22 protein-coding genes and 1 pseudogene are annotated in these 24,613 nt (G+C 71.3%); 14 read left to right on the forward strand and 9 right to left on the reverse strand.

Going from position 1 to position 24,613, the window contains the following annotated elements; translation table 11 throughout:
• The first annotated feature begins 37 nt into the window (after positions 1–37).
• Both D452_RS28270 and D452_RS0113920 read left to right on the forward strand, forming a co-directional pair.
• Positions 38–442, forward strand: coding sequence for a hypothetical protein (locus tag D452_RS28270; protein WP_083927521.1), 405 nt, complete (start codon positions 38–40; stop codon positions 440–442).
• Positions 442–4,146, forward strand: a complete 3,705-nt coding sequence (locus tag D452_RS0113920) for a caspase, EACC1-associated type (protein ID WP_017544762.1) — start codon at positions 442–444, stop codon at positions 4,144–4,146. The genes D452_RS28270 and D452_RS0113920 overlap by 1 nt, the downstream gene beginning before the upstream one ends.
• A gap of 60 nt (positions 4,147–4,206) precedes the next feature.
• Here D452_RS0113920 and D452_RS0113925 read toward each other — a convergent pair whose 3' ends face one another.
• Both D452_RS0113925 and D452_RS0113930 read right to left on the reverse strand, forming a co-directional pair.
• Positions 4,207–4,668 carry a hypothetical protein gene (locus D452_RS0113925; protein WP_017544763.1) on the reverse strand — a complete coding sequence of 154 codons (462 nt, stop codon included), beginning with the start codon at positions 4,666–4,668 and terminating at the stop codon, positions 4,207–4,209.
• Positions 4,669–4,793: 125 nt separating this feature from the next.
• Positions 4,794–5,303 carry a TspO/MBR family protein gene (locus D452_RS0113930; RefSeq protein ID WP_017544764.1) on the reverse strand — a complete coding sequence of 170 codons (510 nt, stop codon included), beginning with the start codon at positions 5,301–5,303 and terminating at the stop codon, positions 4,794–4,796.
• 514 nt (positions 5,304–5,817) lie between these two features.
• On the opposite strand from D452_RS0113930, the pseudogene D452_RS31960 reads away from it, so the two are divergent.
• From D452_RS31960 to idi, 6 genes and pseudogenes are all read left to right on the forward strand, one after another.
• Positions 5,818–6,408: pseudogene (locus D452_RS31960) on the forward strand (cryptochrome/photolyase family protein); the annotation flags it as partial.
• A gap of 151 nt (positions 6,409–6,559) precedes the next feature.
• On the forward strand, positions 6,560–7,309 hold the full coding sequence (locus D452_RS31385; protein ID WP_017544765.1) for a cryptochrome/photolyase family protein: 750 nt from the start codon (positions 6,560–6,562) through the stop codon (positions 7,307–7,309).
• Between the two features lie 456 nt (positions 7,310–7,765).
• Positions 7,766–9,169, forward strand: a complete 1,404-nt coding sequence (locus tag D452_RS0113940) for a family 2B encapsulin nanocompartment shell protein (RefSeq protein ID WP_017544766.1) — start codon at positions 7,766–7,768, stop codon at positions 9,167–9,169.
• Between the two features lie 31 nt (positions 9,170–9,200).
• Positions 9,201–10,451, forward strand: coding sequence for a family 2 encapsulin nanocompartment cargo protein terpene cyclase (locus tag D452_RS0113945; RefSeq protein ID WP_017544767.1), 1,251 nt, complete (start codon positions 9,201–9,203; stop codon positions 10,449–10,451).
• Between the two features lie 120 nt (positions 10,452–10,571).
• Positions 10,572–11,450, forward strand: coding sequence for a geranyl diphosphate 2-C-methyltransferase (locus tag D452_RS0113950; RefSeq protein WP_017544768.1), 879 nt, complete (start codon positions 10,572–10,574; stop codon positions 11,448–11,450).
• Positions 11,451–11,560: 110 nt separating this feature from the next.
• Complete coding sequence (gene idi, locus D452_RS0113955) at positions 11,561–12,163, forward strand: isopentenyl-diphosphate Delta-isomerase (protein WP_017544769.1); 603 nt, start codon at positions 11,561–11,563, stop codon at positions 12,161–12,163.
• Between the two features lie 74 nt (positions 12,164–12,237).
• Here idi and D452_RS0113960 read toward each other — a convergent pair whose 3' ends face one another.
• The 3 genes from D452_RS0113960 to D452_RS0113970 form a co-directional block, all read right to left on the reverse strand.
• Positions 12,238–12,540 (reverse strand): hypothetical protein, encoded by a 303-nt coding sequence (locus D452_RS0113960; RefSeq protein ID WP_017544770.1) that lies wholly within the window; start codon positions 12,538–12,540, stop codon positions 12,238–12,240.
• 111 nt (positions 12,541–12,651) lie between these two features.
• Positions 12,652–13,335 carry an HNH endonuclease family protein gene (locus tag D452_RS0113965; protein WP_017544771.1) on the reverse strand — a complete coding sequence of 228 codons (684 nt, stop codon included), beginning with the start codon at positions 13,333–13,335 and terminating at the stop codon, positions 12,652–12,654.
• Positions 13,336–13,525: 190 nt separating this feature from the next.
• A complete protein-coding gene (locus D452_RS0113970) occupies positions 13,526–13,780 on the reverse strand; it encodes a hypothetical protein (protein WP_152498591.1) in 255 nt (84 codons plus the stop codon).
• Positions 13,781–14,036: 256 nt separating this feature from the next.
• Between D452_RS0113970 and D452_RS0113975 the strand changes: the two genes are divergently transcribed.
• From D452_RS0113975 to D452_RS0114000, 6 genes are all read left to right on the forward strand, one after another.
• Positions 14,037–15,593 carry an ABC transporter substrate-binding protein gene (locus D452_RS0113975; protein ID WP_051061311.1) on the forward strand — a complete coding sequence of 519 codons (1,557 nt, stop codon included), beginning with the start codon at positions 14,037–14,039 and terminating at the stop codon, positions 15,591–15,593.
• Between the two features lie 70 nt (positions 15,594–15,663).
• Complete coding sequence (locus D452_RS28280) at positions 15,664–16,575, forward strand: ABC transporter permease (RefSeq protein WP_017544774.1); 912 nt, start codon at positions 15,664–15,666, stop codon at positions 16,573–16,575.
• A 3-nt stretch (positions 16,576–16,578) separates the two neighbouring features.
• A complete protein-coding gene (locus D452_RS0113985) occupies positions 16,579–17,532 on the forward strand; it encodes an ABC transporter permease (RefSeq protein WP_014910150.1) in 954 nt (317 codons plus the stop codon).
• A complete protein-coding gene (locus D452_RS0113990) occupies positions 17,529–18,389 on the forward strand; it encodes an ABC transporter ATP-binding protein (RefSeq protein WP_017544775.1) in 861 nt (286 codons plus the stop codon). The genes D452_RS0113985 and D452_RS0113990 overlap by 4 nt, the downstream gene beginning before the upstream one ends.
• Positions 18,389–19,192, forward strand: a complete 804-nt coding sequence (locus tag D452_RS28285; protein ID WP_017544776.1) for an ATP-binding cassette domain-containing protein — start codon at positions 18,389–18,391, stop codon at positions 19,190–19,192. The genes D452_RS0113990 and D452_RS28285 overlap by 1 nt, the downstream gene beginning before the upstream one ends.
• A gap of 50 nt (positions 19,193–19,242) precedes the next feature.
• A complete protein-coding gene (locus D452_RS0114000; protein WP_017544777.1) occupies positions 19,243–20,607 on the forward strand; it encodes an alpha/beta hydrolase domain-containing protein in 1,365 nt (454 codons plus the stop codon).
• Positions 20,608–20,722: 115 nt separating this feature from the next.
• Here D452_RS0114000 and D452_RS0114005 read toward each other — a convergent pair whose 3' ends face one another.
• The 4 genes from D452_RS0114005 to D452_RS0114020 form a co-directional block, all read right to left on the reverse strand.
• The gene (locus D452_RS0114005) at positions 20,723–21,820 is read right to left on the reverse strand and encodes an ArsR/SmtB family transcription factor (protein WP_017544778.1); all 1,098 of its coding nucleotides are present in this window, start codon (positions 21,818–21,820) and stop codon (positions 20,723–20,725) included.
• A gap of 97 nt (positions 21,821–21,917) precedes the next feature.
• The gene (locus D452_RS0114010) at positions 21,918–22,823 is read right to left on the reverse strand and encodes a GntR family transcriptional regulator (RefSeq protein WP_026129294.1); all 906 of its coding nucleotides are present in this window, start codon (positions 22,821–22,823) and stop codon (positions 21,918–21,920) included.
• A 148-nt stretch (positions 22,824–22,971) separates the two neighbouring features.
• The gene (gene pdxA, locus D452_RS0114015; protein ID WP_017544780.1) at positions 22,972–23,994 is read right to left on the reverse strand and encodes a 4-hydroxythreonine-4-phosphate dehydrogenase PdxA; all 1,023 of its coding nucleotides are present in this window, start codon (positions 23,992–23,994) and stop codon (positions 22,972–22,974) included.
• On the reverse strand, positions 23,991–24,613 hold a 623-nt coding region (locus D452_RS0114020), incomplete at its 5' end, for a nucleotide-binding domain containing protein (protein WP_017544781.1). The genes D452_RS0114020 and pdxA, both read right to left, overlap by 4 nt.

Genomic DNA, 24,613 nt, shown 5'->3' on the forward strand with positions numbered 1-24,613 from the left:
GAGCGGCCCCTTGTTGGGGAATCGGGAGAACGCGCGCGTGGAGCCGAGCGAGCTTGTGGCCAGGGTCGACTTCGACGAGGACGTCACGGAGGAAGAGGCGGAACAGCACACCCGGGACCTGGTACTCCTGTTGGAGGACCTGGATGTCGACGAGGTGGGTGTGGCGGAGGGCGACGCGGTGGCGGGAACCAGGTCCGCCGACCCCGCGCTGCTCGCGGGGGCTGTGGTGCTGGCGGGTGCGTTCCTCAGGCCCGTGCTCACCGGGCTGGTGACGCTGCTGGGGAAGTGGATCGAACAGAGCGGTCAGCGGTCGGTGACGGTGGAGCTCGGCGACGCCAAGGTCACCGTGAAGGGTCGCGTGGGCACGGGGGAAGTCGAGGCCTACGTGCGCGCGCTGAACGAGGGGCGCAAGACCCAGGTGACCGCGAAGGACGGTGACTGATGCGCCGGACAGCGATCCTCATCGGGGTGAACCGTTACGACGACCTGGCCCCGCTCGACTCACCGCACGAGGACGTCCGCGCCATCGAGCGGGTCCTGAAGGCGAACGGGCACTACGACCGGGTCCAGCCCTTGCTGGACCCCACCCGTAACGAGGCCATGGAGGCCCTGGAGACGGCGCTGTCGGAGGGCAGGCCCGACGACCTCCTCCTTGTCTCGTTCTCCGGGCACGGGGTCAAGGACAAGCGGGGACGCCTGCACCTGGCGCTGCGGGACACGCGGCGCAAGCGCCTGGAGACGACCGCGCTGTCCGCGGAGGTCCTCAAGCGGTTGTTGGAGGACTCCCGGATGCGCAGCAAGGTGCTGTTGTTGGACTGCTGCCACGGAGGCGCGTTCGCCGACGGGTTCGCGACCCGGTCCGCCGGTGGCGAGGAGGCCGAGCCCCTTGATCTGGAGCGCCAGCTCAGCGATGGAGCGGGGACCTACGTGATCGCGGCCTCGGGCGCCCTGGAGCTGGCTCGGGAGGGTGACAACAGCGCGGGTGCGCGTCCGTCCCCGTTCAGTGCCTCCGTGGTGCGCGGGCTGGCGGGGGCGGCCACCGACTCCAACGGCGACGGGTGGATCGACGCGGTCGACCTCTACCAGCACGTCCACCGCGAGGTCGACCACGTCGAGGGCCAACGCGTCACGGTCTCGTCCCTGGGCGTGCGCGGTTCACTGGTACTGGCCCGGCACACGGGGTCGGCGACCGCCGCTGATCTGCCGAAGGCCCAGGCCGGAGCCGGGGAACAGGGGAGCGCCGCAGAGGAAGGCGCGAAGGCTCCCGCAGGGGAGACGGGCCGCGGCGGGCACCGTGCGGGTGGTGTGTGGGGCTGGGGTCCCTACCTCGACTACCTGCGGGACTGCCTGATGAAGCAGAGCGTGCTTCAGCAGCTGCCGGACGCGAGCGGGCGGGACGTCGCTGTCTGCGAAATGGGCTCGGAGGTGCTGCTCAGCAGGGCTGCGGACCGGTGGAGACTGGCCGGGAGGGCGGAGGGCCTGGCCCGGGAAGCGGTCGACGAGGGCCGCCACCTGCGTTACGGCTATCCGGCGGTGCTCTTCGATCCGGTGCGGTCCGAGCGCGGCCGTGGCCGCAAGGCCAAACTCGCCCCGCTGTTCGTGATGGACGTGGAGGTCGAGGAGGAGGACGGCGAGCGCTTCCTGGTTCCCGTCGGTGAGCCGGAGCTCAACCGGGAACTGTTGGTCTCGGCCGCCGACCTGGACGAGGGTGACATCGAGGAGCTGGTCACCTGGTTCGAGGTCGACTGGGACGGGGGAGGGGTCTCGGGCCTTGCCGACAAGGCGCGCACGGTCTGCGACCGCCTGAACCTGGCCAGGGTCGATGATCTGATCGCCGGGGAGTTGCGCACGGCGTTGGACGTGCGGCACGGCGCCCGACGGGGCGCCCAGAACGCCGCCGTCCTCTACCGGGCAGACCCCGCTGGAGCGGCGGTCAAGCAGCTGCTCGGCGATCTGGACCGGAGCGGCGGTGGGATCCGTCTGGAGACGATCGACAGGACCGCGCTCGCGGCCCTGTCCGGCCCTGCGTCTGCCGCCGGTGGCGGGGAGCCGGTGCTGCCCGTCGTGACCGGCCGCAGCAACACCGCGCAGGAGGAGATCCTCGCCTCCGCCATGAGCCGGGTGCTGACCGTGGCCACCGGCGCTCCCGGAACCGGTAAGAGCGAACTCATCACCTCCGTGGTCACCACGGCCGTCGCGGCGGGCCAGTCGGTCCTGGTCGCCTCCACCAACAACACGGCCGTGGACGAGGTGGTCACGAGGGTCAACAAGCTCGCGCCGGACGCGGATCTGATGGTGCGCACCGGCAACCAGGAACGCCGTGCCCGTGAGTCCGAGATCCTCAACGCCCTGATGGCCGCCGAGTGGGGTGCGGCGGATGCGGCCACCGCGCACGCACGTCTGGTGGTTCACCAGAAGGGGTTGGACGCGGGCCGTCACGAACTGGCGGAGGCGGAGCGGACGGAGCGACGTCTGGCGCTCCTGGCCGGAGAACGGAACCGGCTGCGGCGGAGTCTGCCGACGGCGGTCGACCCCTCCGCCTTCGAGAGGCCACGGGACCGGAACCGCTGGACACGCAGGGTGGAGGCGTCACTGGAGTCGCGTTGGACGGGCTGGTGGCACCGGTGGTTGACGCGTCGGGGACTCGGCATCTCGGGGACGGACCAGGAACTGTCCGGCGTCCTGGCGTACCTGACCACGGAGAACGAGTGGTGGGAGCTGCGCGGGCGGGCGGAGCGGGGAACGAGCCCCGAGCAGACGGTGGCCAGGATGCGGGGCCTGAGCGAGCAGCGCCGCGAAGCGAGCACGGAGTACCTGCTGGGCAGGGTCGCGGACTCACTGCGCCGGGGGAGGGGCGTCGTCGAGGCGCGCCTGCGCAACCTCGCCTCGGGGCAGAACGGCTGGAAGGGCATGAAGGCGCTGGTGCGCACCGTGCCCGCGTGGGCCACCACGTCACGTTCGGTGCGCGGGGTCTTCCCTCCCGAACCCGGGCTGTTCGACCTGGTGGTGATCGACGAGGCCAGTCAGTGCACGGTCGCTGACCTGGTTCCGCTGCTCTACCGGTCGCGTCGGGCCCTGGTGATCGGCGATCCCTACCAGCTGCAACCGGTCAACCCCATGACCGCGCAGGACGACCGTCGGATCCTTTCCGTGCATGGGTTGCCAGCGGCGGAGACGGAGGAGCGCTCGCTCTCCTTCGGTGGCTCCTCCGCCTACCACGCGGCAGCGTCAGCGCTGGTCGCGGGCGGCGGCGAGGTTCTGTGGCTCGACGAGCACTACCGCTGTCACCCCGACATCGTCGCTCCGGTGAACCGGCGCTTCTACGGCGAACGCCTGGCGGTGCGCACCAACAGCGCCGCTCTCGTCGCGCCGGGCGACCCCGCGGTGCAGTGGATCGACGTGCGTGGTGCCTGTGAACGTCCCGGAGGACGTTCCTGCCTCAACCGGGAGGAGGCCGAGTCGGTGCTCGACCTGCTCCGTAAGCTGGGGCGGTCCCTGCCTCCGGAGGCGAGCATCGGAGTGGTCTCGCCGTTCGCCCCGCAGGTCCGCCTCATCGAGGACAAGCTCGGGGAGGGTGCCGCCGACCGTATTCGCGTGGGCACGGCTCACCGGTTCCAGGGCGGGGAGTGTGACGTCGTTGTCGTCTCGCCCGCAGCGGCGGCCGGTGTGCACCGGAGCAGCGGGAACTGGGCGCGCCAGCAGCAGAACCTGTGGAACGTGGCGGTCACCCGCGCTCGTTCGCGCCTGTACGTGGTCGGCGACCGCGAGTACTGGGCCGAACAGGGTGGGCTGTTGGGCGACCTCGCGGCCCAGGACGAGGTCTCGGGCGTCGGTGCGCTCGACGAGGCTGGCAGCCTGCTGTTCGAGGCGCTCACCGTGCGCGGAAGGGCCCCAAGGGTCAGCCACCGTGTCGAGGGATACTCCTGTGACCTGCTGGTGCCGGGGGAGCACACAGATACGGCGGTGATCGTCGACCGCGCCGGTGTCGGTTCCACGGCCGCTCCCGCTCCGGGTCGGACACTCCAGCGGGTCCTGGACAGGGCGGCCCTGTTCGAGGAGGTTTCCGGTGCGCGCACGGTGCGCGTACCCGCCTGGCGATGCCTCGTCGAACCCGAGACGGTGGCGGGCGAGCTCATCGGCGGTTGAGCCGGGCCGAGCTCCTGGAACGTCTGGCCATCCATCCGCCCCGTCGGGCGAAGGTGACTGTCAGCGCGGGGCGGGGCTGCCGTTCCAGTAGTGGCCGCAGACCCCGCCCGCCTCCTCGGAGAGCGTGGTGGTGAGGTCGGGGTCCCAGCCCTGCTCCAGGAACCAGGCGCGGACGTCGTCGCGTTCCTCGCGGATGCGCCGGTAGGCGTCCCGAACCCCCGCGTACCGGTCCCCGCGTTCGGGGCGTTCGCGCCGGAGGTCGCGGCGGGCCTTGGTGATCCTGCGCCCGTAGTACTCCTCGATCACCGCGGCGGCGTTGAGGTGGCTGAGGAAACCCCGTTCCTGCCAGTCGGTCAGTTCCCGGGCGCGCAGGAGCTCCACCTCCCTGCCGGTGCCGCCTGGATCGCCGCCCGAGGCGCGCACGGAGCGTGCCGCGCTCTGGGTCTTCTCCAGGCGGCCGGTGAGGTACTCCTCGATGGCCGCCAGCGCCGTGGACCGCGTGGCCTGTGCGTCCGACGCCATGGTCGCCCCCTGGTCTCGATGCTGCTCGGTGCGGGTGCGTGACTGCGTGTCACCCACGCCCAGGTTCGCACGCGGGCGGTGCCGAGTGGTACGCGAGACGGGCAACGGAGTCGGACGGCCGGTGGTCAACTCCCCGTGTTGAGCGACCAGATGGAGAAGTTGAGCGCGGTCGCGAACGCCACCCAGGCCCAGTAGGGCACCAGCAGGGCCGCGGCCCAACGGGACACGCGGGCGAACAGGAGGATGGTCACCGCCAGGGCCGCCAACAGCAGCACGATGTCGACCAGGGCGGTCCCCCGGAGTCCGGCGGTGAAGAACAGCGGCGACCACGCCGCGTTCAGGAGCAACTGGACGGCGAACAGGGACAGTTCCGTGCGGGCTCCCTGCCAGCCTCGCTGGCGCCAGACCAGCCAGCCGGACACGGCGATCATCGCGTACAGCACCGTCCACACCGGGCCGAACAGCCAGGACGGTGGTGCCCACGACGGTTGCTGGAGAGCCGCGTAGTCCCCGGCGGTTCCGGGATTGGAGAGCACACCGACCAGCGCGGCCGCGGTCACGGCGGCGGCGAACACCAGGGCCGCGAGGAGTGCGGACGTGGTCGACGGGGTGATTCTGGGCGTGGCGGTGGTCATGGCTTCCCTTCGAGCGCAGGAGCGCTGGGTTGTGGTCGGCTGACGCCCTGAGGTGGCGGCGCCGACACCGTCGGCTTATTACTCGTATACCGAGTAGCTCGTTTTCCAAACGTTTATGTTGTCAGAGAGTACGCGTTCCCGAGCGCAGCGTCCCGCCTCTGTGCCTCCCACTTCCAGTGCGGAGTCGGCCACATACTGTCCCCATGGGCGATGCCGCCGTCGAGGGAGCCTGTGGGAGCGGAGGACTCCACCGCTGGTCAGCGCGTGGGCGGAGCCCTCCTGCGCGCGTTCCCCCGACCGTCGGGTGCGCCCTTCTCGTCCTCGTCAGCCCCGAGGTGATGACCGATGCGATCGGACTGCGGGGGCGGCCGACCCGGACCCGGCCCTGCTCACCCGCACCCTGCTTCCTGCGTCACCTGGCCCGTGGCCTCGCGATGGTGTGCGCACCTGCGGGGTGGCCCCTGCTCACAGCGCGTTCCAACACACCCCACGACTCCGAAGGAATCGGGTGCACATGACCCAGGACAGACCTCTGTGGTTGTTCGGTGACCAGCTCGGCGGGCACTTCCACGGAACCCACCGGAACCGGGGCCGGCCGATCCTGCTGATCGAGTCCGAGCTGGCCCTGCGGCGCAGGCCCTACCACCGACAGAAGCTGCACCTGGTCCTGGCGGCCATGCGGCGGTTGGCGCGGGACCTGGGCGGCCGGGTCACCTATGTCCGGGCGGAGACCTACCGGGAGGGGCTGCGCCGATTCGGTCGGACGGTGGACGTGCACGAACCCGGGTCCCACGCGGCGTTGGCGCTGGTCGAAGGCCTGCGGGACGAGGGGCTGGTCGGCGAGGTCCTGCCCACTCCGGGGTTCGCGTTGGGCAAGGACGAGTTCGCCGAGTGGGTGGAGGGCCGGTCGGGCTTCCGGATGGAGGACTTCTACCGGGACCAGCGCCGCAGGTTCGGTGTCCTGCTGGAGCCGGACGGTGGGCCCGTGGGTGGCGGGTGGAACTTCGACAAGAGCAACCGTGAGGGACCGCCCAAGGCCGCGACGCTGGGGGTGCCGGCGCCGTGGCACCCGCGGGAGAACGCCATCGACCAGGGGGTGCGCAGGGACCTGGACGCGTTGTGCGGGGAGACCGGGAGCAGGGTGGTGGGCGAGGACGGTCCCCGCCTGTTCGCGGTGGGCCGCGCGGAGGCCGGGCGGGCGCTGCGCCGGTTCCTCGACGAGCGGCTGGCGGCGGTNNNGCGCCCGTCAGGACGCCATGTTGGAGGGCGACTGGAGCATGTCGCACTCGCTGCTCTCGGTCCCGCTGAACCTGGGTCTGCTGGACCCGCTCAGGGTGGTCGAGGCCGCCGAGCGCCGGTACCGGGAGGGCACCGCGCCGCTCGCCTCGGTCGAGGGGTTCGTCCGGCAGATCCTCGGATGGCGGGAGTGGACCTGGCACCTGTACTGGCATCTGGGGCCCGACTACCTGCGGTCCAACCACTTCGGGGCGCGCACGGAGCTTCCCGGGTGGTGGCGCGGACTCGACTCCGAGGGGATCGGGGCACGGTGTCTGAGCCAGACCATGGCGGGGGTGCGGGAACGCGGCTACGCCCACCACATCGAGCGGTTGATGGTGCTGGGCAGCCACGCCCTCCAGCGGGGCTACCGGCCCGAGCGGCTGAGCGAGTGGTTCGCCACCTCGTTCGTGGACGGCTTTCCCTGGGTGATGGCCACCAACGTCATCGGGATGAGCCAGTACGCCGATGGAGGAGAGGTGGCGACCAAGCCCTACACCTCCGGGGGCGCCTACATCCACCGGATGAGCGACCACTGCGGCTCGTGCCGGTTCGACCCCGGGGTGCGGGTGGGGCCCCGGGCCTGTCCGTTCACCGCCGGGTACTGGGCGTGGATGAGGCGCAACGAGGAGGTGCTCTCGGGCAATCACCGGATGGCGCAACCCCTCGCGACGATGCGTCGGTTGCCGGACCTCGAGGCACTCGTCGAGCAGGAGCGGCTCCGGGAGTAGCCCCGGGTGTTTTGTGGCTTTGGGGTGATTTCTGGGGTGACCGAAAATCGGGGAGTTCGGTGGTCCTGGATGCAGGGTTAATGCGGTCTTCGGGTGGATCTTTGGTCTTTTGTGGGTGCCTTGGGGGATAATGTCCTCGCTGTCTTCGGGGAAGGGTGAGGAACTCCGTTGGTGCTGCTCATGAGGTGTGCTGGGTCTTTGAGGTGGGGTGATGTGCCTCGAAGGTCCGTTTTGGTAATCGGAGTGTGGCCAGAAGCTCTTCTTGTGTCTGAAAAAGAGGTTCCTGTGATTTCGGTACGGTGTTTCTCGTAAGGTGGGCCGCGGTTTGTGGGGGACGGTTCGGGAGTGCTCGAAATGAGCTCTTCCCTGCGTTTCGTGTCCCCTTCGCCCTCTCAGTCCCGCGCGGCCCGACCGCCGTGCGGGTACACGCGACCACCATGAGGAGAGACACCTCCGATGTCGATCGACTCAGCCCCCGAGGTTCGGACCAGCGATCAGCAGAGCCTGGCGACCGCGGCCGCGCGGAACCTGGCCACCACCACCAAGTCCGCTCCGCAGATGCAGGGGAAGAGTTCCCGCTGGCTGCTCAAGACGCTTCCGTGGGTCCAGACCGACGGTGGCGCCTACCGGGTCAACCGTCGCCTGAGCTACACCATCGGCGACGGCCGGATCGACTTCGAGCAGAACGGCTCCGAGGTGCGCGTGATCCCGCGCGAGCTCGGGGAACTGGCCGTGCTGCGCGGCTACGACGACATCGAGGTCCTGGAGGCCCTGGCCGGGCGCTTCACCCAGCGGGAGTTCGAACCGGGTGAGGTCCTCGCGCAGGAGGGCACCCCCGCCGACCGGCTGTTCCTCCTGGCGCACGGCCGAGTCCACAAGACCAGCGAGGGCGCCTACGGGGAGACCAACCGCCTCGGTGTGCTCGCGGACGGCGACAACGTCGGTGAGCGGTACCTCCTGGACACCGATCCCATCTGGGGGTTCACCGTCAAGGCGGCGACCGCGGGCACCCTCCTGGAGCTGCCGCGCCGGGAGTTCATCGCGCTCCTGGACGACTCTCCCAGCCTCCAGGTCCAGGTCCAGGGCTACCTGTCCGCACCGGGGCACAGCCAGAACAAGTACGGCGAGGCCGAGATCGCCCTCTCCTCGGGGCACTCCGGTGAGGTCGAGCTCCCCGGCACCTTCGTCGACTACGAGCTCAAGCCGCGAGAGTACGAGCTGAGCGTGGCCCAGACCGTGCTGCGCGTGCACACCCGGGTCGCCGACCTCTACAACAAGCCGATGAACCAGACCGAGCAGCAGCTCCGTCTGACCATCGAGGCGCTGCGCGAGCGCCAGGAGCACGAACTGGTCAACAACCGCGATTTCGGCCTGCTGCACAACGCCGACTTCCGCCAGCGGATCCAGACCCACTCCGGCCCGCCCACCCCGGACGACCTCGACGACCTCGTCAGCATGCGGCGCAACACCCAGTTCATGTTCGCCCACCCCCGGGCCATCGCGGCCTTCGGCAAGGAGTGCAACAAGCTGGGCCTCAACATCGGCACGGTCGAGGTCGGCGGACACCACCTGCCCGCGTGGCGCGGGGTGCCGATCCTGCCCTGCGGCAAGATCCCGATCTCCGACCACCAGACCTCCTCGATCATCGCCGTGCGTACGGGCGAGGACAACGAGGGCGTCATCGGCCTGCACCAGACCGGCCTGCCCGACGAGGTCGAGCCCGGCCTCAACGCCCGGTTCATGGGCATCGACGACAGGGCGCTCATCTCCTACCTCGTGAGCACCTACTACTCCGCCGCCGTGCTCGTCCCGGACGCCCTGGGCGTCCTGGAGAACGTCGAGGTCCGCCCCCGTGCCTGAGCCGTCCACACCCTCAGGGAAGGGGGACTGAGTGTCACTGCTGTCCCGGATGTCCTCGACCAGCGCGGGGCACTCGACGGCGGAGCTGGTGCGGTCGCTGCTGCGCGACCCCCAACGCCCCGGGAACGCCGACCTGCTCGCGACGTCGGCGAGACCGGTTCGCGGACCCCGTCTGCCTGGCGGGCCCTCGGGGCTGGGGACCTCCGCCGCCCGGATCCTGCTGCCCGACCGGCCGCCCGTCTCCGAGCCGAGGGGCCAGAGGGCCGCCACCCTGGTCCCGGCCTCGCCCGCGGGTCCCGGACTCCCGCAGGGCGAAGGCGGATCACCGGTCCCCGTGCTCTACTGCCCTCCCGCCGTCCGGGACGACCCGGCGCTGGGGGAGGAGGTCAACGACCGGCTGGTCGAGTGGGCCGAGGAGGTCGGTGTGTACCCCGGCCAGCTCGACCGGGTGCGCGCCTGCGACTTCGGACGCCTCATCATGCTCGCCCACCCCGAGACCGACGACTCCGAACGGTTGCTGGCCGCGGCCAAGTGCGCGCTGTCCGAGTGGTCGGTGGACGACCACTACATGGACGGTGAGGTGGAGGAGGCCCAGCCCGAACTGCTCGGGCAGCGGCTGGCGATCGCCCACTCGGTGATCGACCAGGCGCACCTGCCGCTGCGCTACGCACCGCAGCTGGAGGAGGTCGTCCAGGCCGATCCGGTCATGGTGGCGCTGCGCGCCGCCCTGGACAACCTGTCCGACTACGCCTCCGCCGCTCAGGTACGCCGTCTCCGGCACGAGCTGGCCATCATGTTCGTGGCCTACAACCAGGAGGGGGTCTGGGCGGCGACCGGCCAGCGTCCCCCGGTCTGGGAGTTCCTCATGCACCGGCACGAGAACAGCTTCGTGCCCTGCATGGTGCTCATCGACGCGGTCGCCGGCTACGAACTCTCCCAGGCCGAGTTCGCCGACCCCCGGGTGCGGAGGGTCTTCACCCTGGCAGGGTCGGCGAGCGTGATCGTGAACGACCTCTACTCGATGGGCAAGGAGGACCCCTCGGACTTCAGCGTCCCCCGGCTGATCGCCACCGAGGAGAACTGCTCGGAGCAGGAGGCCATCGAGCGCACCGTCCTCATCCACGACGAGATCATGCACACCTACGAGGCCGAGGCGGCCGCGCTCGCCCTCTCCGGTTCACCGGAGCTGCGCCGCTTCCTCGCCGGTGTGTGGGCCTGGCTCGGGGGAAGCCGGGAGTGGCACGCCCGGACCGCGCGCTACCACGGCGCCTCCGCCGCCTGACCCCACCGCATCCGAGACCCCTCCGAGCGGGGGCGCGTGCCCCCGCTCCGGTTCGGTGTGCGCCGCGAACGCGGTGCGCCCGAGCCGAGGACGAACACCACCATGACAAGGAGCAACACGATGACCACGACCATGCCCTCTCACAACCAGGTGCGGAACCAGGGCCAGGTCCTGCGTACCGCCTACCAGCAGTCCGTCGCGGACTACTGGAACGCGGAGAAGGACCCCGTGAACATCCGCCTGGGTGAGGTCGACGGTCTCTTCCACCACCACTACGGGATCGGCGACTACGACCCCTCCGTGCTGGAGGGCCCCGAGGAGACGCGCGAACAGCGGATCATCGAGGAGATGCACCGCCTGGAGACCGCGCAGGCGGACGTGCTCCTGGACCACCTCGGTGACATCACCCCGGACGACCGCATCCAGGACACCGGCTCCGGCCGCGGCGGCACCAGCTTCATGGCCAACGCCCGGTTCGGCTGCCACGTGGACGGGGTGAGCATCTCCGAGCAGCAGGTGGAGTTCGCCAACGCCCAGGCCCGCGAGCGGGGTGTGGACGACAAGGTGCGCTTCCACTTCCGCAACATGCTGGACACCGGCTTCGAGACGGGTTCGATGCGGGCCAGCTGGAACAACGAGTCCACCATGTACGTGGACCTGTTCGAGCTGTTCAGCGAGCACTCCCGCCTCCTGGAGTACGGTGGCCGCTACGTCACCATCACCGGTTGCTACAACGACGTGACCGGCGGCCGCTCCAAGGCGGTCAGCCGGATCGACGAGCACTACACCTGCAACATCCACCCCCGGAGCGAGTACTTCCGGGCGATGTCCGCCAACAACCTCGTGCCGATCAACGTCGTCGACCTCACCGCCGCGACCATCCCGTACTGGGAGCTGCGCGCGCAGTCGCAGGTCGCGACCGGCGTGGAGGACCCCTTCCTGACCGCCTACAAGGAGGGCAGCTTCCACTACCTGCTCATCGCGGCGGACAAGGTCTGACCCCTCCGCGAGCTCGGCCCGGTGACCGGGGCGCCCCTCCCTCGGGGCCCCGGCCCGGGCCGTCGTCACCACGCGGCACGCCACAACACCGTCGAACACGAAGGGCGCTCATGACCACCGACACCCATGCCGGAGTCCCCGGGTCCGTGAACGAGACCGTGCGGGACGAGCACCGGCCGATCATGCTCGAACTGGTCGACGAGGACGGGACGACGACGGGCACCGCCGAGAAGCTGTCCGCGCACCGGGCCCCGGGCCAGCTGCACCGGGCCTTCTCGGTCTTCCTCCTGGACGAACGGGGTCAGCTGATGCTCCAGCGCCGTGCCCTGTCCAAGTACCACTCGCCGGGCCTGTGGTCCAACACCTGCTGTGGTCACCCGGAACCGGGCGAGCTCCCCTTCGTGGCGGCCTCCCGGCGCACGGGTGAGGAGCTGGGGGTGGCCCCGACCCTGCTGCGCGCCGCGGGGACGGTGAGCTACCACCACACGGACCCGGTCTCCGGGCTCGTGGAACGCGAGTTCAATCACCTGTTCGTCGGGGTGGTCCGGGGCCGGACCCGGCCCGACCCGGAGGAGGTGGCCGAGACGTGCTTCGTGGACGCCGTCGGACTGGAGCGGCTGCGCGGGACGGCGGAGTTCTCGGTGTGGTTCCCGACGGTCCTCGACGCCGTGCGGCCCGCCCTGCGGGAGCTGGGCGCCACTGCCGGCTGGTGAGCCGGAGGCCGGGGCGGTGGTCCGTGCCCACCGCCCCGGTCAGGGCGGTGGGACCAGGATCGACGACCGGGGGATCAGACGTCGTAGTCCTTGCAGCGGCTGGTGGCGACCCGGTCGGTGTTGCCGTGGGTGGCCCTCAGGGGCGAGCCCTCGCTGATCCTGCGCCACACGGAGGGATCGGCGTCGAGGACCCATCCCCACTTGGGGGCGCTGACCCCGCTCGGGTACTGGTGCTGGCAGCCGGGAAGGTGCGCCTTTCCGCTGCTGTGGATGTGGATCTCGCTCACGGGGGTCGCCTCGCCGCGACGACGGTCGGTTCTGAGCGCGCAGGCGCAGCCGCCGTCCAGGGGGAGTTCGCAGAAATCACAGCGTCTCATCGCACCATCATGCAGAGCCGGTGAACCGTGCGGAAGCCCCCTTCCGCCACCGCGCCGAACACGTCCGGGGGCCGTGTGGACCACCGTCCACACGGCCCCGGTCGTCGGGGGTCAGCAGCGGGAGTTGATGGTGCCCTGGATGGAGGACTTCTCGGTGCTGGTCACGGACAGGCCGTAGCGGTGCTTCACGTTCACCCAGGCCTTGACGTAGTCGCAGTGGATCGCGGTGCGCGGCGGCATCCACGCCGAGGGGTCCCGGTCGCCCTTGGAACGGTTGCTGCTCGCGGAGACCGCCCACAGCTGGGGCGAGGAGACGTCGTTGGCGAAGGCGCGGCGCTGGGCGGCGGACCAGCCGTTGGCGCCCGACCGCCAGGCGTCGTAGAGCGGCACCATGTGGTCGATGTCGAACGAGGACGCGTTGTCGGTCCACACGCCGTCGTACTCGCTGGACCACCGGCCGGAGGTCGGCTGGCAGTTGCCGTCCACCTGGACGGTGTGGCCGTCGCGTCGCAGGACGGTCTCGCGCGCGTCGCAGGGGCTGCTGATGATCACCCAGTGCGGGAAGAGGCTGCGGTCGTAGCCCGCGCCGTTGTTCTTGGCGCGGACGGTCAGGCCGTTGAGCTGCGACTGCGCCGCTGACGTGGAGGGGATGCCGGGCGGAAGGACGTGGTGGGCCAGGGCCGGGGTGGCCCACCCGAGGACGGCGACGAGTACGGCGGCGGTGAGCGCGGACAGGGCGCGGACCACCGTCCGGCGCGCGTGGGTCAGGGGGAACGTACGGGGGATCGCGGGCAACGCTGCTCCTTGGGGGAGGAGGGAGTCGGTCGAACCCTCACACCATGGGGCCTCGCGGGCGTTCTGACCAGACCCCCCACGTGAAATCCGTACCGCGTTCCGGTTGCGGCGCGGTGACGGCGCTGGTGGACGCCCGGTACCCCCTGGCGCCGACGATCGACCGCGCGCCCGATCCACCGCGGCCGCGCCTTCACACACCCTGTTCCAGTTCCCGTAGGGCGACGGTCAGGAACTCGTCGAACTCGGTGTCCGCCTCGTCCAGGGCCTCCCGTGCGCGCTCCCGCGTCAGACGTTCCCGACACTCGCGGAATTCGCGGAAGTCACCCTCGCACTCGCCCGCGAGCTCTCCGGCGGAGAGGCCCCCGCCCGAGTCCAGGTCCATGCGGATCAGGATGAAGTGGACGTCCTCGATCTGCCCCCAGGCGGTCCACATCGCCGTGCTCAAATGAGAATCGAGGGGCCGTCGGGGCGGACGCGGGCCCGGGGACGGGTGCGTCCGGGGGAGGCGGCGGCCCCGGAGTGGTCGCTGTGGGTGGGGTCACGGACACCCACGGTCCCACCAGTCAAACCTGTAACTCCCGTCACCTGATCGTTTCTTACCGGGGTCGCGGTAAACGATGCCTTTCACGTGGGTGGATCATGCCTAACCTGTGGGTGTCCCCACGGGACCACCATCCCGATTTCCCCGAAAGGCCTGATCCGTGATCTCTCAGCGCAGCGCGGCCGCACTAGGACTGGTGGGCGGCACGGCACTCCTCCTGTCCGGTTGCGGCTCCCCCCAGAGCGGCGGAGCCTCCTCGGAGCCGGTGACCGGAGGCGAGCTCGTGGTCGCCTCCCTGCCCGCCGTCATCGACCCGCACGCCACCACCTCGCGCTCCAACTGGATGGTCGCCGCCTCGGTGTGTGAGGGCCTGTTCGCCAACGCGGCCGACACCTCGATCCAGGACGGCCTCGTGGACTCCTACGAGTACGACGCCGACGCGGGCGTGTACACGCTGCGCCTGAGGGAGGGCGTCCCGTTCCACGAGGGCGGTCAGCTCACCGCCGCCGACGTCGTGGCCTCGCTCGACCGCTACGCCGACTCCGACCCGGGCGAGCTCTTCAACAGCCTGGTGGAGGAAATCGTCGAGACCGACGACCTCACGGTCACGATCACCACCGTCAACCCCACCGGCGCGATCCCCGCACTGCTCTCCACGCCCGACACCGGCGCCTACGTGATGTCCGCCGCCTCGCTGGAGGCCGCAGGGGACGACGAGCTGTCGTCCCTGGACTGCACCGGCCCCTACAGCCTCGACGAGTTCACGGTGGACCGCCAGGCCACGGCCTCCCGGTTCGACGACTACGCCCCGCGGGACGAGGACCCGGACGGCGCCGCGGGGGCCAAGACCGCCCACGCCGACACCCTGAGGTTCATCCCGTTCAACGAGTCCAACACGCTCAACCAGCTGCGCACCGCCGAGGTGAACGTCGCCCCGCAGTTCCTCGGCGTCGACCAGTTGGACGTCTACGAGGCCGACCCCTCGCTCCAGGCGGTGCTGAGCGAGGACTCCGAGTTCTCCATCATGCAGTTCAACCTGCGATCCGAGCTGATGGGCGACGTGCTCATGCGCCGCGCCGTGCTCAACGCGCTGGACTTCGCGGAGATCGAGACGCAGTACCTCGGCGGGACCGACTACTTCACCGAGGACTCCAGCTTCTTCCCGCCCGGTTCGCCCTGGTACTCCGACGCCGGATCCGAGGCCTACACGGACCGCTCGGCCGAGGAGGCCGAGCGCCTGCTCGACGAGGCCGGGTACGACGGCACCCCGGTGCGCGTGCTCTACCGCCCCTCCAACGACAACTACGGCCCCATCGTCCAGCAGCAGCTGGAGGCGGTCGGCCTCAACGTCGACCTCCAGGCGATGGACGCCGCCACCTTCGGCTCCACGCGGACCGAGGAGGACACCTGGGAGGTGTTCCTCGGCGGGGGCGCGGCCTACTCCGACCCCCTGACCGTGGTCTTCCTCAACGACGACTTCCCCGGTTGGTGGGCCACCGAGGAGAAGGCCGAGCTCATGGCCGCCGTCACCGAGGGCGAGGACACCGAGAGCCGCAAGCCCGCCTGGGACGAACTCCAGGAACTCATCTGGGACGACGTCCCGTTCATCCGCTTCGGCCACGAACCCCGTCTCGCGGTGACCTCCGCCGACGTCGGCGGTTTCGAGGCCACGCAGGGAACCGTCCGGGGCTTCTACAACATCTGGATCGACCAGTAGGACCCCGCCGCCCGGCGGCCCGCCGCAGGGCCGCCGGGCCCCGGAACCCACCGCGCACGAAAGACTCCTCATGAGAACCACCCTGCGGTCCCTCTCCAGGGACCCGAGCGCGATGACGGGCGCCGCGATCGTCGCGGTCATCACGCTGTTGGCACTCCTCGCGCCCGTCCTGGGCGGCGACCCCGACCTGCTCCGACCCAGCGAGCGACTCCAGGCGCCCGGAACCGGTGGCCCCCTGGGCACCGACGAGCAGGGCCGCGACATGTGGACGGTGCTGCTCCACGGAGCCCGCACCTCGCTCGGCATCGCCGCCGCCTGCACCCTGCTCGCCATCGTCGCCGGGTTCCTCACCGGCGTCGTCTGCGGCTACTTCCGCTGGGTGGACGCGATCGTCATGCGCGTCATCGACGGACTGATGTCGTTCCCCAACATCATCCTGGTCATGAGCCTGGTCGGTGTCCTGGGCCGGGGGGTGGGACCGGTCCTGTTCGGCCTCACCGTGGTCCTGGTGCCGCCGATCGCCCGCGTGGTCCGCGCCGCCGCGCTCACCGCGCGCTCCGCGCCCATGGTGGAGTCGGCCCGCGCGCTGGGAGCCCGGGACTCCTGGATCCTCTTCCGCTACGTGGCCCCCGAGTCCGTCTCGGTGCTCATCGTCCAGGCCACCATGGGCTTCGCCGCCACGGTGCTGTCCATCGCGGCCCTGAGCTTCCTCGGCATCGGGCTGCCTCCGGACGTGCCCAGCTGGGGCGCGAGCCTGTCCGCCGCGCAGCAGTACGCGGCGGTGGCCTGGTGGATCGGGGTGTTCCCGGGCGCGGCCATCCTGCTGACCGTCCTCGGGCTCATCCTCCTCGGCGACGGACTCCGCGACGCCATGGACCCGAGGGCCCGGCGCCTGGCCGAACTGGCGCGCTCCTCCAAGTCCTCCGCCCGGTCCTCGCGACGGGTCGCGGCCACCGCCCGCTCCGACGAGAAGGACGGGTGACCCGTGCTCTCCTACGTGTTCAAACGCCTGCTGGCGCTCATCCCGACCGTCGCCGTGCCGATGGTGCTGCTCTTCGTCCTGCTGCGACTGACCCCGGGTGACCCCGCCGCCGTCATCCTCGGTGAGAACGCCACGGCGACCGAGATCGCCGAGCTGCGCACCGAGCTGGGACTCGACGCCCCGATGTGGCAGCAGTTCCTGGACTGGCTCGCCAGGATGGCGCGCTTCGACTTCGGGGAGTCCATCTTCCTGCACGCGCCCGTGGCCGAACTGGTCCTGTCGGCCGCGCTCGTGACCGGCCAGCTGGCGCTGATCTCCATGCTCCTCGCGCTGCTCATCGGCCCCGCGCTCGGCGCCGTCGCCGGAGCCACGAGGTCGAGGGCCCTGGACCGGACCATGGTCGTCGGTTCGGCGGTGGGCGTGGCCATGCCCACCTTCTGGCTGGCCATCCTGATGGTCATGCTCTTCGGGGTGACCCTCCAGTGGCTGCCGGTCGCCGGTTTCACCCCGATCACCGAGGACCCCGTCCAGTACGTGCGCTACATGGCGCTGCCCTGCCTGGCGCTGGGCACCCTGGAGGCGGCCACGCTGTTCCGGTACTCGCGCAACGGCGTGCTCGACGCCAAGCACCAGCCCTTCGTGGCCACGGCCCGCGCCCAGGGCCTGCCCGAGCGCACCATCACCCGCTCCTACGTCTTCCCGGCCGCGCTCGCGCCCCTGGTCACGGTGGTCGGGCTCTCCCTGGCCTCCATGCTCGGCGGAGCGGTCGTGACCGAGAACGTCTTCTCGCTGCCGGGTCTGGGCAAGCTGCTGCTCACCGCCGTCGAACGGCGCGACTACCCGCTCATCGAGGGCTGCATCTTCTTCATCGCGGTGGCCTTCGTCCTCGTCAACCTGCTGGTCGACGTGGTCGCCGCCACGCTCGACCCCCGCATCAGGCTGGAGGCCAAGGAGTGACCACGAACTCCACCGACGACATCCTGCTGGACGTGCGCGGCCTGGACATCGACGTCCTGACCCCGGAGGGTCCGCGCCGCGTGGTCCACTCCCTCGACCTCACCCTGCGCCGCCGGGGCACCCTGGGGATCGTGGGCGAGTCCGGTTCGGGCAAGTCCATGACGGCCACCGCCGTCATGGGCATCCTCCCCGAGACGGCGATCGCCTCCGGGCAGGTGCTGTACCGGGGCCGCGACCTGCTGTCCCTGCCCGCCCGGGAACGGCGAGCCATGGCCGGACGCGAGATGGGCTTCGTGTTCCAGGAGCCCATGAGCGCGCTCCACCCCACCAAGACCATCGGCGCGCAGATGGCGGCACCCCTGCGCCTGCACCTGGGGCTGACCCGGCGCCAGGCCCGTGCACGCAGCGCCGAACTCCTCGACCTGGTCGGCATCCCGCCCTCCCGGGGCGTCCTCGACGCCTACGTGCACCAGCTCTCCGGCGGAATGCGCCAGCGCGTCATGATCGCCATGAGCATCTCCTGCGAGCCCGACCTGCTGATCGCGGACGAACCCACGACCGCGCTCGACGCCACCATCCAGAAGCAGATCCTCGACCTGCTGGCCGAGCTGCGCGAGGAGCTCGGCCTGTCCGTCCTGCTCATCAGCCACGACCTCGGACTGGTCTCCCGGTACACGGACGACGTCGTGGTCATGCTCGACGGCCACGCCATGGAGTCGGGGCCCACCGACCGCGTGGTGTCCGCCCCGGAGTCCGGGTACACGCGCGGTCTGCTGGAGGCCTCACCCCGGCTCGGGGACAGTCCGGACCGCCTCCCCGTCATCGACAAGAGCCGATTCACCAAGGCGGTGCAGTGATGAGCACGACCGACGGCGCCGCGGGGGCCGAACCCGTCCTGCGCATGGAGAACGTGACCAAGAGGTTCCGTCTCGGCGGGATCCTGCGCCGGACCGCGCACGTGGCGGTCCGGGACGCGTCCCTGGAACTGGGCCGCGACGAGGTCCTGGGCCTGGTCGGCGAGTCCGGTTCGGGCAAGTCCACCCTGGGCCGCATGGCCATCGGCCTCATCCGGCCCACCTCGGGCTCGGTGACGGTGCTGGGCCGGGACATCCTGTCCATGCGCCGGGCCGAACTGCGCGCCTACCGGCGCCGCATGCAGATGGTCTTCCAGGACTCGTCCAACTCCCTCAACCCGCGCATGACCCTGCGCGAGCTGCTGGAGGAGCCCTACCGGGTGCAGGGACTGCACACCCCCGCCGAGAGGGAGGCCCGCGCCCTGGCACTCGCTGACGAGGTCGGGCTCGCCCGGTCCTGGATGGGGCGCCTGCCCCACGAGTTCTCCGGCGGTCAGCGCCAGCGCGTGTCCATCGCCCGCGCCCTGGCCCTGGAACCCGAACTGATCGTCGCCGACGAGCCGGTCTCGGCACTGGACGTGTCCGTGCAGGCCAAGGTCCTCAATCTGCTCAAGGACATCCGCCGGGCACGCGGGCTCTCCCTGCTCTTCGTCAGCCACGACATGGCCGTCGTGGACTTCATGTGTGACCGCGTCGCCGTCCTGAACGGCGGCCGGGTCGTCGAGTCCGGCCCCACGTCCCGGGTGCTCCGCGCCCCTGAGGACGACTACACGCGCACGCTGCTCGAGGCCGTGCCCCGACTCTGACCGTCCGTTCCCGCCCGCCCGCCCCCCTTCCGTTCTGGAAGAAGGAGAACATGACCACCCGACACGCGCAGGCGAAGCATGCCCTGATCCGGGGTCCCGTCCCCGAGACCGACGGGAACCGGGCCGTGGTGCTCGAACCCTACGGGGTCGACCGCATGCCCACCTACGACTACGTCCAGGAGGAGTACCTCGTCTCCGGCACGGCCGCCGGTGACCCCTACAGCACCCGCATCCTCATCCGGCGTCCCTCGGACATGTCGCTGTACACGGGTCGGGCGCTGGCCGAGGTGAGCCACATCTGGGGCGGGAACTCGGTGTGGCGGGCCTTCAACCGCCAGATCATGCGCGGGGGCTTCATCTGGGTGGGCATCGACTCCCAGGCCCCGTCCGCGCTCGACCTCATCAAGGGGGTCGACGAGCGCCGGTACGCGGACATGACCTTCTCCCCGGGGGAGCTGGCCAAGGACTTCGCGGGCAGCATCCCCTTCACGGAGAACCCCACTCCGGAGGTGCTGGCCCGCGAGTACGACGAGTTCAAGGAGCGGTGGTGGCGCGCCACGCCGCAGTCGTTCGAGATCGTCGCCCAGGTGGCCAACGCCCTGAGGGAGGGGCTTCCCGGCCTGCCCGAGGCCGCCGTGCGCACCCTGCTGTTCGCCGGGATCTCCCAGACCGGCGGGGTCGTGCGCAGGTTCGTCGAGCGCCACCACGGTGTCCTGCGGCGCCCGGACGGCGGCCCCGTCTTCGACGGGTACATGCCCTGCGCCTCCGGCGGCCCCGCGCTGCCGGACGTGGACGCCCCGGTCATGGAGGTCCTGGGGGAGGCGGAGTTCCAGTCCGTCCGCTGGGCCTGCGGGGTCTCGGGCCAGGTGCGGGGGCTCACGCACCGCAGGCCGGACTCGCCGACCTTCCGGTTGTACGAGGTGGCGGGGATGGCGCACCGGGAGACCCGCCAGATGAGCGACCGGGACCGCGAGCGGCTCCGGGACTGCCCGCTCCCCGAGGGCGCCCGGTGGTCCACCTTCCCCAACTCCCACGTGTACAACGCCCTGCTGGAGTCCCTTTCCGCGTGGGCGCGCGGCGAGGCGGCACCCCCGGCGTCCCGCCTCCTGGAGACGGTGGACGACACCGACACCGTGCTCAGGGACGGTGACGGCAACGCCAGGGGAGGGCTGCGCACCACCTACACCGACGCACCGCTGTCGACCCTGGTGGCCGCCACCCCCATGGGTCGGCCCTCCTGGTACCACGGCAGTGAGACGCCGCTGGGCACCGAACGGCTCGTCGAGCGCTACGGGGACGCGGACGGCTACCGGCGCGAGCACTCGCGGGTCCTGGACCGGATGCTTGCCGAGGGGTTCGTCCTGCCGGAGGACGCCGAGCAGCTGCGGCTGGCCGCGGAGCTGGTCGACTTCTGACCGGCGCGGGTCCCGGTTCCGCGCGGACGCGGACCGGGGCCCGTGGCGTCCCGGGCCGCGTCGCCGCACGGGGCACGGGGGATCGGGGCCACGGAGCGGCCCCCGCGTCTCGGCGTCACTGCACGAGGCGGGTCAGGAACTGGTGTCCCAGCGCGTAGACGGTGCCCAGCCTGATGCGGTGGCGCACCAGCCTTCCGTCGCGCACCGACTCCAGCAGCCCGGCCTCGCGCAGGCGCCGCAGGTGCCGGGAGACCTGGGGTTCGGTCATGCCGACCCGTGCCGCCAGCTCGCCGGTGGTGCAGTGCTCGTTGACCAGGTGACGGCACAACACCAGCCGGGCGGGGTCCGAGAGCACGGCCATACGGTGCTGCAACTCCTTGAGAGGGACGTCGGTGGTGCCCATCTCGGTGATGGGGAACTGCACCACGATGGGCAGGTTCGCGCGGGGCTGGGCCTCCTCGAACTTCACCACCAGGTGGGGGCGGGTGAACAGGCTGGGCACCAGGACCAGGTCGCGTCCCGCACAGGAGACGAAGGCGTTCTGGAGCTTGTCGTAGGCGACCTGCGCGGTCTGCGGCAGGTAGTGCCCGCCCGGTGTGAGCGAGGCCAGCACGACCCCGAGCCGGTCCCTGGAGAACCGCCCCCGCACCTCGCGTTCGGCTGTGGCGAGCTGGGGCAGGGTCGCCTCCCAGCGCGCGCGGAAGAACGTGTCATGGCAGTGCTGGAGCAGGTCGGACAGGTTGTGGCGGAAGGCCGCGCGGTCTGCCAGGAAGAGTTCGCCCAGCTCCTCGCGCTCCTCGCTCTTGGCCCGGCACACCTCCAGGAACTCCGCCCGGTGATCGCTGGGGTCGCGCAGGCCGTAGTAGCGCTCCCAGCTCCCGCTCGCGATGGTCTCCGCCACCATGGAGTCGAACACCGACGCGGGCATGGCGTTCATCAGTGCCAGCTCGTCCTGGAACGTCGCCGGGTGGCTGGTGTCCAGGGGCAGCAGCGCGCGCAGACGGAACCGCGCCCACAGGGGGGCGAACGTGCGCAGGCGCCGATCGGTGGCGCGGTCCACTCCGGTCCGCACGGCGCGGATGTCCCGGCTCGCGCCGGGGTGGTGGCCCGGTTCGGCGACGCTGTGCAGGAACGCCATCAGCTCGGCGAGCGGCGAGGGGCGCACCACCACACGTGAGGCGTCGGTGCTGACCAGGTCGAACACGATGGGCATGCCCCAGATCCTAGTGACCTCTCGCACGCGGGCGACCCCGGGCACCCCCGTCGCCGTGGGCCCCAGTCCGGCGTGACCGCGAGGACCGCGGGAAGCATCAGCTCCCGGCGCGCAGACGGTCCAGCTCGGTGCGCAGTTCGGCGGCGAGGGCCGCGGCGCGGTCCAGCCCGGAGTGCGGCGCGGGAGCCTCGGACGCGGCCTCCTGCGGGCCCTCCGGGGACGGGGCGGCCGCCAACGACGGACCCGGAGCGATGCGGATCTGGTCGGCCGCACCGTCCGCCTCGATGTCGAAGACCACCCGGTCCGAGCGGTGCCAGCTCTCGAACCACTCCAGGGGCAGGCCGTCCTGGTCGAAGGTGCCGCCCTCCAGGAGCAGGAGCGGGACTCCGTCGGAGACACCGAGCTCACGGGCGATGCGCGGGTCGGCCGGGACCGCCCGGATCTGCCTGCGGCCGCTGCTGGGAACGGCGTCGAACCGCGTCTCCATGAGCCGGTGCAGGGAGGCGTTGGCCAGCATCGCCGAGTCCAGGTCGGCGAAGCGCCCCGCCGGGAGCCAGGTGCGCACGTAGGACAGCGCCTCGTCGTCGACCGACCGGACGCGCTCCAGGCGCAGCAGGTCCTCGGTCACCAGGTGGTGGACGGCCGAGGGCGGTCCGCCGCGGGTCCGCTCCAGGGAGAGCACCGCGGTGCGCAGGCTCAGCCCCTCGGCGGAGAACTGGTCGAAGAGTCCGGTCACCCGCTGCACCAGGCGGTGGTGCTCGGTGGGGACCGCCGCGACCGGGGCCCGGCCCCTGGTCCGGCGGACCGTCCCGTCGTCCTCCAGGGTGGCCAGAGCCTGACGGACCACGCTTCGGGAGACGCCGAAGCGTTCGCGCAGGGCGGCCTCGCTGGGCAGGGCGTCTCCGGGCGGGATCGAGCGGTCGCGGATCTCCGCGCGCAGCGCGTCGGCCACCTGGGCGTGCAGGGGCCGGGGGTCGGAGCGGTCGACAGGCATGGCCGTCATTCTAGGGCGTGTGGCGCGGGTGCCACGGAGCGTCGGAGGCGCCCCCGGACCCGCGGGTCGCGCGCGACGGGGCGCGCCCCCGCCTCCCCGGAAACCAGGGGAGACAGGGGCGTCCCGGCCGCCTCGCGGCGGTGCGTCGTCCGTGCCGTCAGGAGGCGGTGGCCTTCCAGACGTGCCCCCAACCGGGAGCGAGCTCGGCGGCCCGGCGCAGTGCCAGGACCAGGCTGGCCTCGCGCGCGATGCCCTGGCCCGCGATGTCGAAGGCCGTACCGTGGTCGACCGACACCCGGACCACCGGCAGTCCCGCGGTGATGTTGACGCCGTCGTCGCCGTAGACGGCCTTGAAGGGCGCGTGCCCCTGGTCGTGGTAGCAGACCGCGACCAGCTTCCACTTGCCTCGGACGGCCGCCGGGATGAGCGCGTCGGCCGGGATGGGCCCGTGGGCGTTGATGCCCTCCGCGCGGGCGCGTTCGATGGCCGGGGCGAGCACGTCGGCGTCCTCGTCGCCGAACAGGCGGTTCTCCCCGGCGTGCGGGTTGAGTCCGGCCACGCCGATGGGCTCGTCGGCCTCCCCCTGGGCGCGGGCGAACGCGCTCATCAGCCGCAGGACCTCCAGGGTGCGTTCCTGGGTGACGTCCTCGATGGCACGGCGGAGCGAGACGTGCGTGGTCAGGTGGAAGAAGGACAGCTCGCCCGCGGACAGCACGAGGCTGTAGTCGCTGACCCCGAACTCGTGCGCCAGCAGTTCGGTGTGCCCCGGCCACAGGTGCCCGCCCAGGTGCATGGCGGCCTTGTTCAGCGGGGGTGTGACGATCCCGTCGACCAGACCCCGCTTGGCCAGGTCCACGGCCGCGATGACGAAGCGGGCCGCGCCGTCGCCCGCCTCAGCGCTCAGTTCGCCGTAGGGGACGTGGCCGAGCGAGGGGCCGGTCTGCACGACGTCGATCACGCCGGGGGTGTCGGCCGCGTCGGCGGGGGAGTCGATCGGGTTCACCGCCGACGCGTCCCCGCCCACGGCGGTGACGGCCCTGCGCAGGGCGTCGGCGTCGCCGACGACCACGGGCCTGGCCAGCTCACGGACCTCCGGGTGGTGGAGGAGCGCCTTGGCGGTGATCTCCGGACCGATACCCGCGACGTCACCGAGGGTGACCGCGAGGGTGGGGCGGCTCATACGTTGCTGCCTTTCGTGTTGCGGACCGCGTCAGCGGCCTCGATGAGGGCGGTGGGGGAGCCGAAGCCCCCGGCCTTGGTGACGATGGAGAGTCCCTCGCGGGGGCCGCCCGCCAGGGAGCCCAACGGGATGCCCGGGGCCACCTCGCCGGTCAGGACGATGGCCCTGGCCTGGAGGGACGCGGTCAGGGCACGTGCCCCGTCGCCGCCGGTGACGACGAACCCGGACAGCGGGTATCGCTGGGCGACGCGGGCCGCCAGCTCCCCGAAGCGTCGGGCGACCAGGGCGGGGTCCAGCCCGCTGGTGCGGTCGTCGGGAGCGACGAGGGCGGTGTGCGGGCAGGCGGGGTCGAAGGTGTCCAGCACCCGCTGCGACCACTCCCGCCAGGCGGCGTCGTCGGCCAGCGCGTGGGCGTCGGGCTGTTCCACCCGCGTCCACTCGTCGGCCATCAGCTCGGCCACCTGACCGCGTGCGGCCTGGTGGAGGGAGGTCACCACCACCAGGGTCGGGTCCGGTTCCAGGACGGGGCGCCAGGCCTCCGCCAGCCGTGTGGCCAGACCGGCCGAACCCACGGGGACGGCGCGGTCTCCCAGGGCGGTGACGGCGGCGGCGGCCCCGG

This window comes from Nocardiopsis prasina DSM 43845, from assembly GCF_000341265.1.
Taxonomy (GTDB): domain Bacteria; phylum Actinomycetota; class Actinomycetes; order Streptosporangiales; family Streptosporangiaceae; genus Nocardiopsis; species Nocardiopsis prasina.

Coding starts and splice junctions, on each gene's coding strand:
- D452_RS0113925 (WP_017544763.1), bottom strand. CDS start 4,668: ATGGCGTCGGACGCACAGGCCACGCGGTCCACGGCGCTGGCGGCCATC.
- D452_RS31385 (WP_017544765.1), top strand. CDS start 6,560: ATGTTGGAGGGCGACTGGAGCATGTCGCACTCGCTGCTCTCGGTCCCG.
- D452_RS0113960 (WP_017544770.1), bottom strand. CDS start 12,540: ATGAGACGCTGTGATTTCTGCGAACTCCCCCTGGACGGCGGCTGCGCC.
- pdxA (WP_017544780.1), bottom strand. CDS start 23,994: ATGAGCCGCCCCACCCTCGCGGTCACCCTCGGTGACGTCGCGGGTATC.
- D452_RS0113920 (WP_017544762.1), top strand. CDS start 442: ATGCGCCGGACAGCGATCCTCATCGGGGTGAACCGTTACGACGACCTG.
- D452_RS28285 (WP_017544776.1), top strand. CDS start 18,389: ATGAGCACGACCGACGGCGCCGCGGGGGCCGAACCCGTCCTGCGCATG.
- D452_RS0113940 (WP_017544766.1), top strand. CDS start 7,766: ATGTCGATCGACTCAGCCCCCGAGGTTCGGACCAGCGATCAGCAGAGC.
- D452_RS0114005 (WP_017544778.1), bottom strand. CDS start 21,820: ATGCCCATCGTGTTCGACCTGGTCAGCACCGACGCCTCACGTGTGGTG.
- idi (WP_017544769.1), top strand. CDS start 11,561: ATGACCACCGACACCCATGCCGGAGTCCCCGGGTCCGTGAACGAGACC.
- D452_RS0113930 (WP_017544764.1), bottom strand. CDS start 5,303: ATGACCACCGCCACGCCCAGAATCACCCCGTCGACCACGTCCGCACTC.
- D452_RS0114010 (WP_026129294.1), bottom strand. CDS start 22,823: ATGACGGCCATGCCTGTCGACCGCTCCGACCCCCGGCCCCTGCACGCC.
- D452_RS28280 (WP_017544774.1), top strand. CDS start 15,664: ATGAGAACCACCCTGCGGTCCCTCTCCAGGGACCCGAGCGCGATGACG.
- D452_RS0113950 (WP_017544768.1), top strand. CDS start 10,572: ATGACCACGACCATGCCCTCTCACAACCAGGTGCGGAACCAGGGCCAG.
- D452_RS0114000 (WP_017544777.1), top strand. CDS start 19,243: ATGACCACCCGACACGCGCAGGCGAAGCATGCCCTGATCCGGGGTCCC.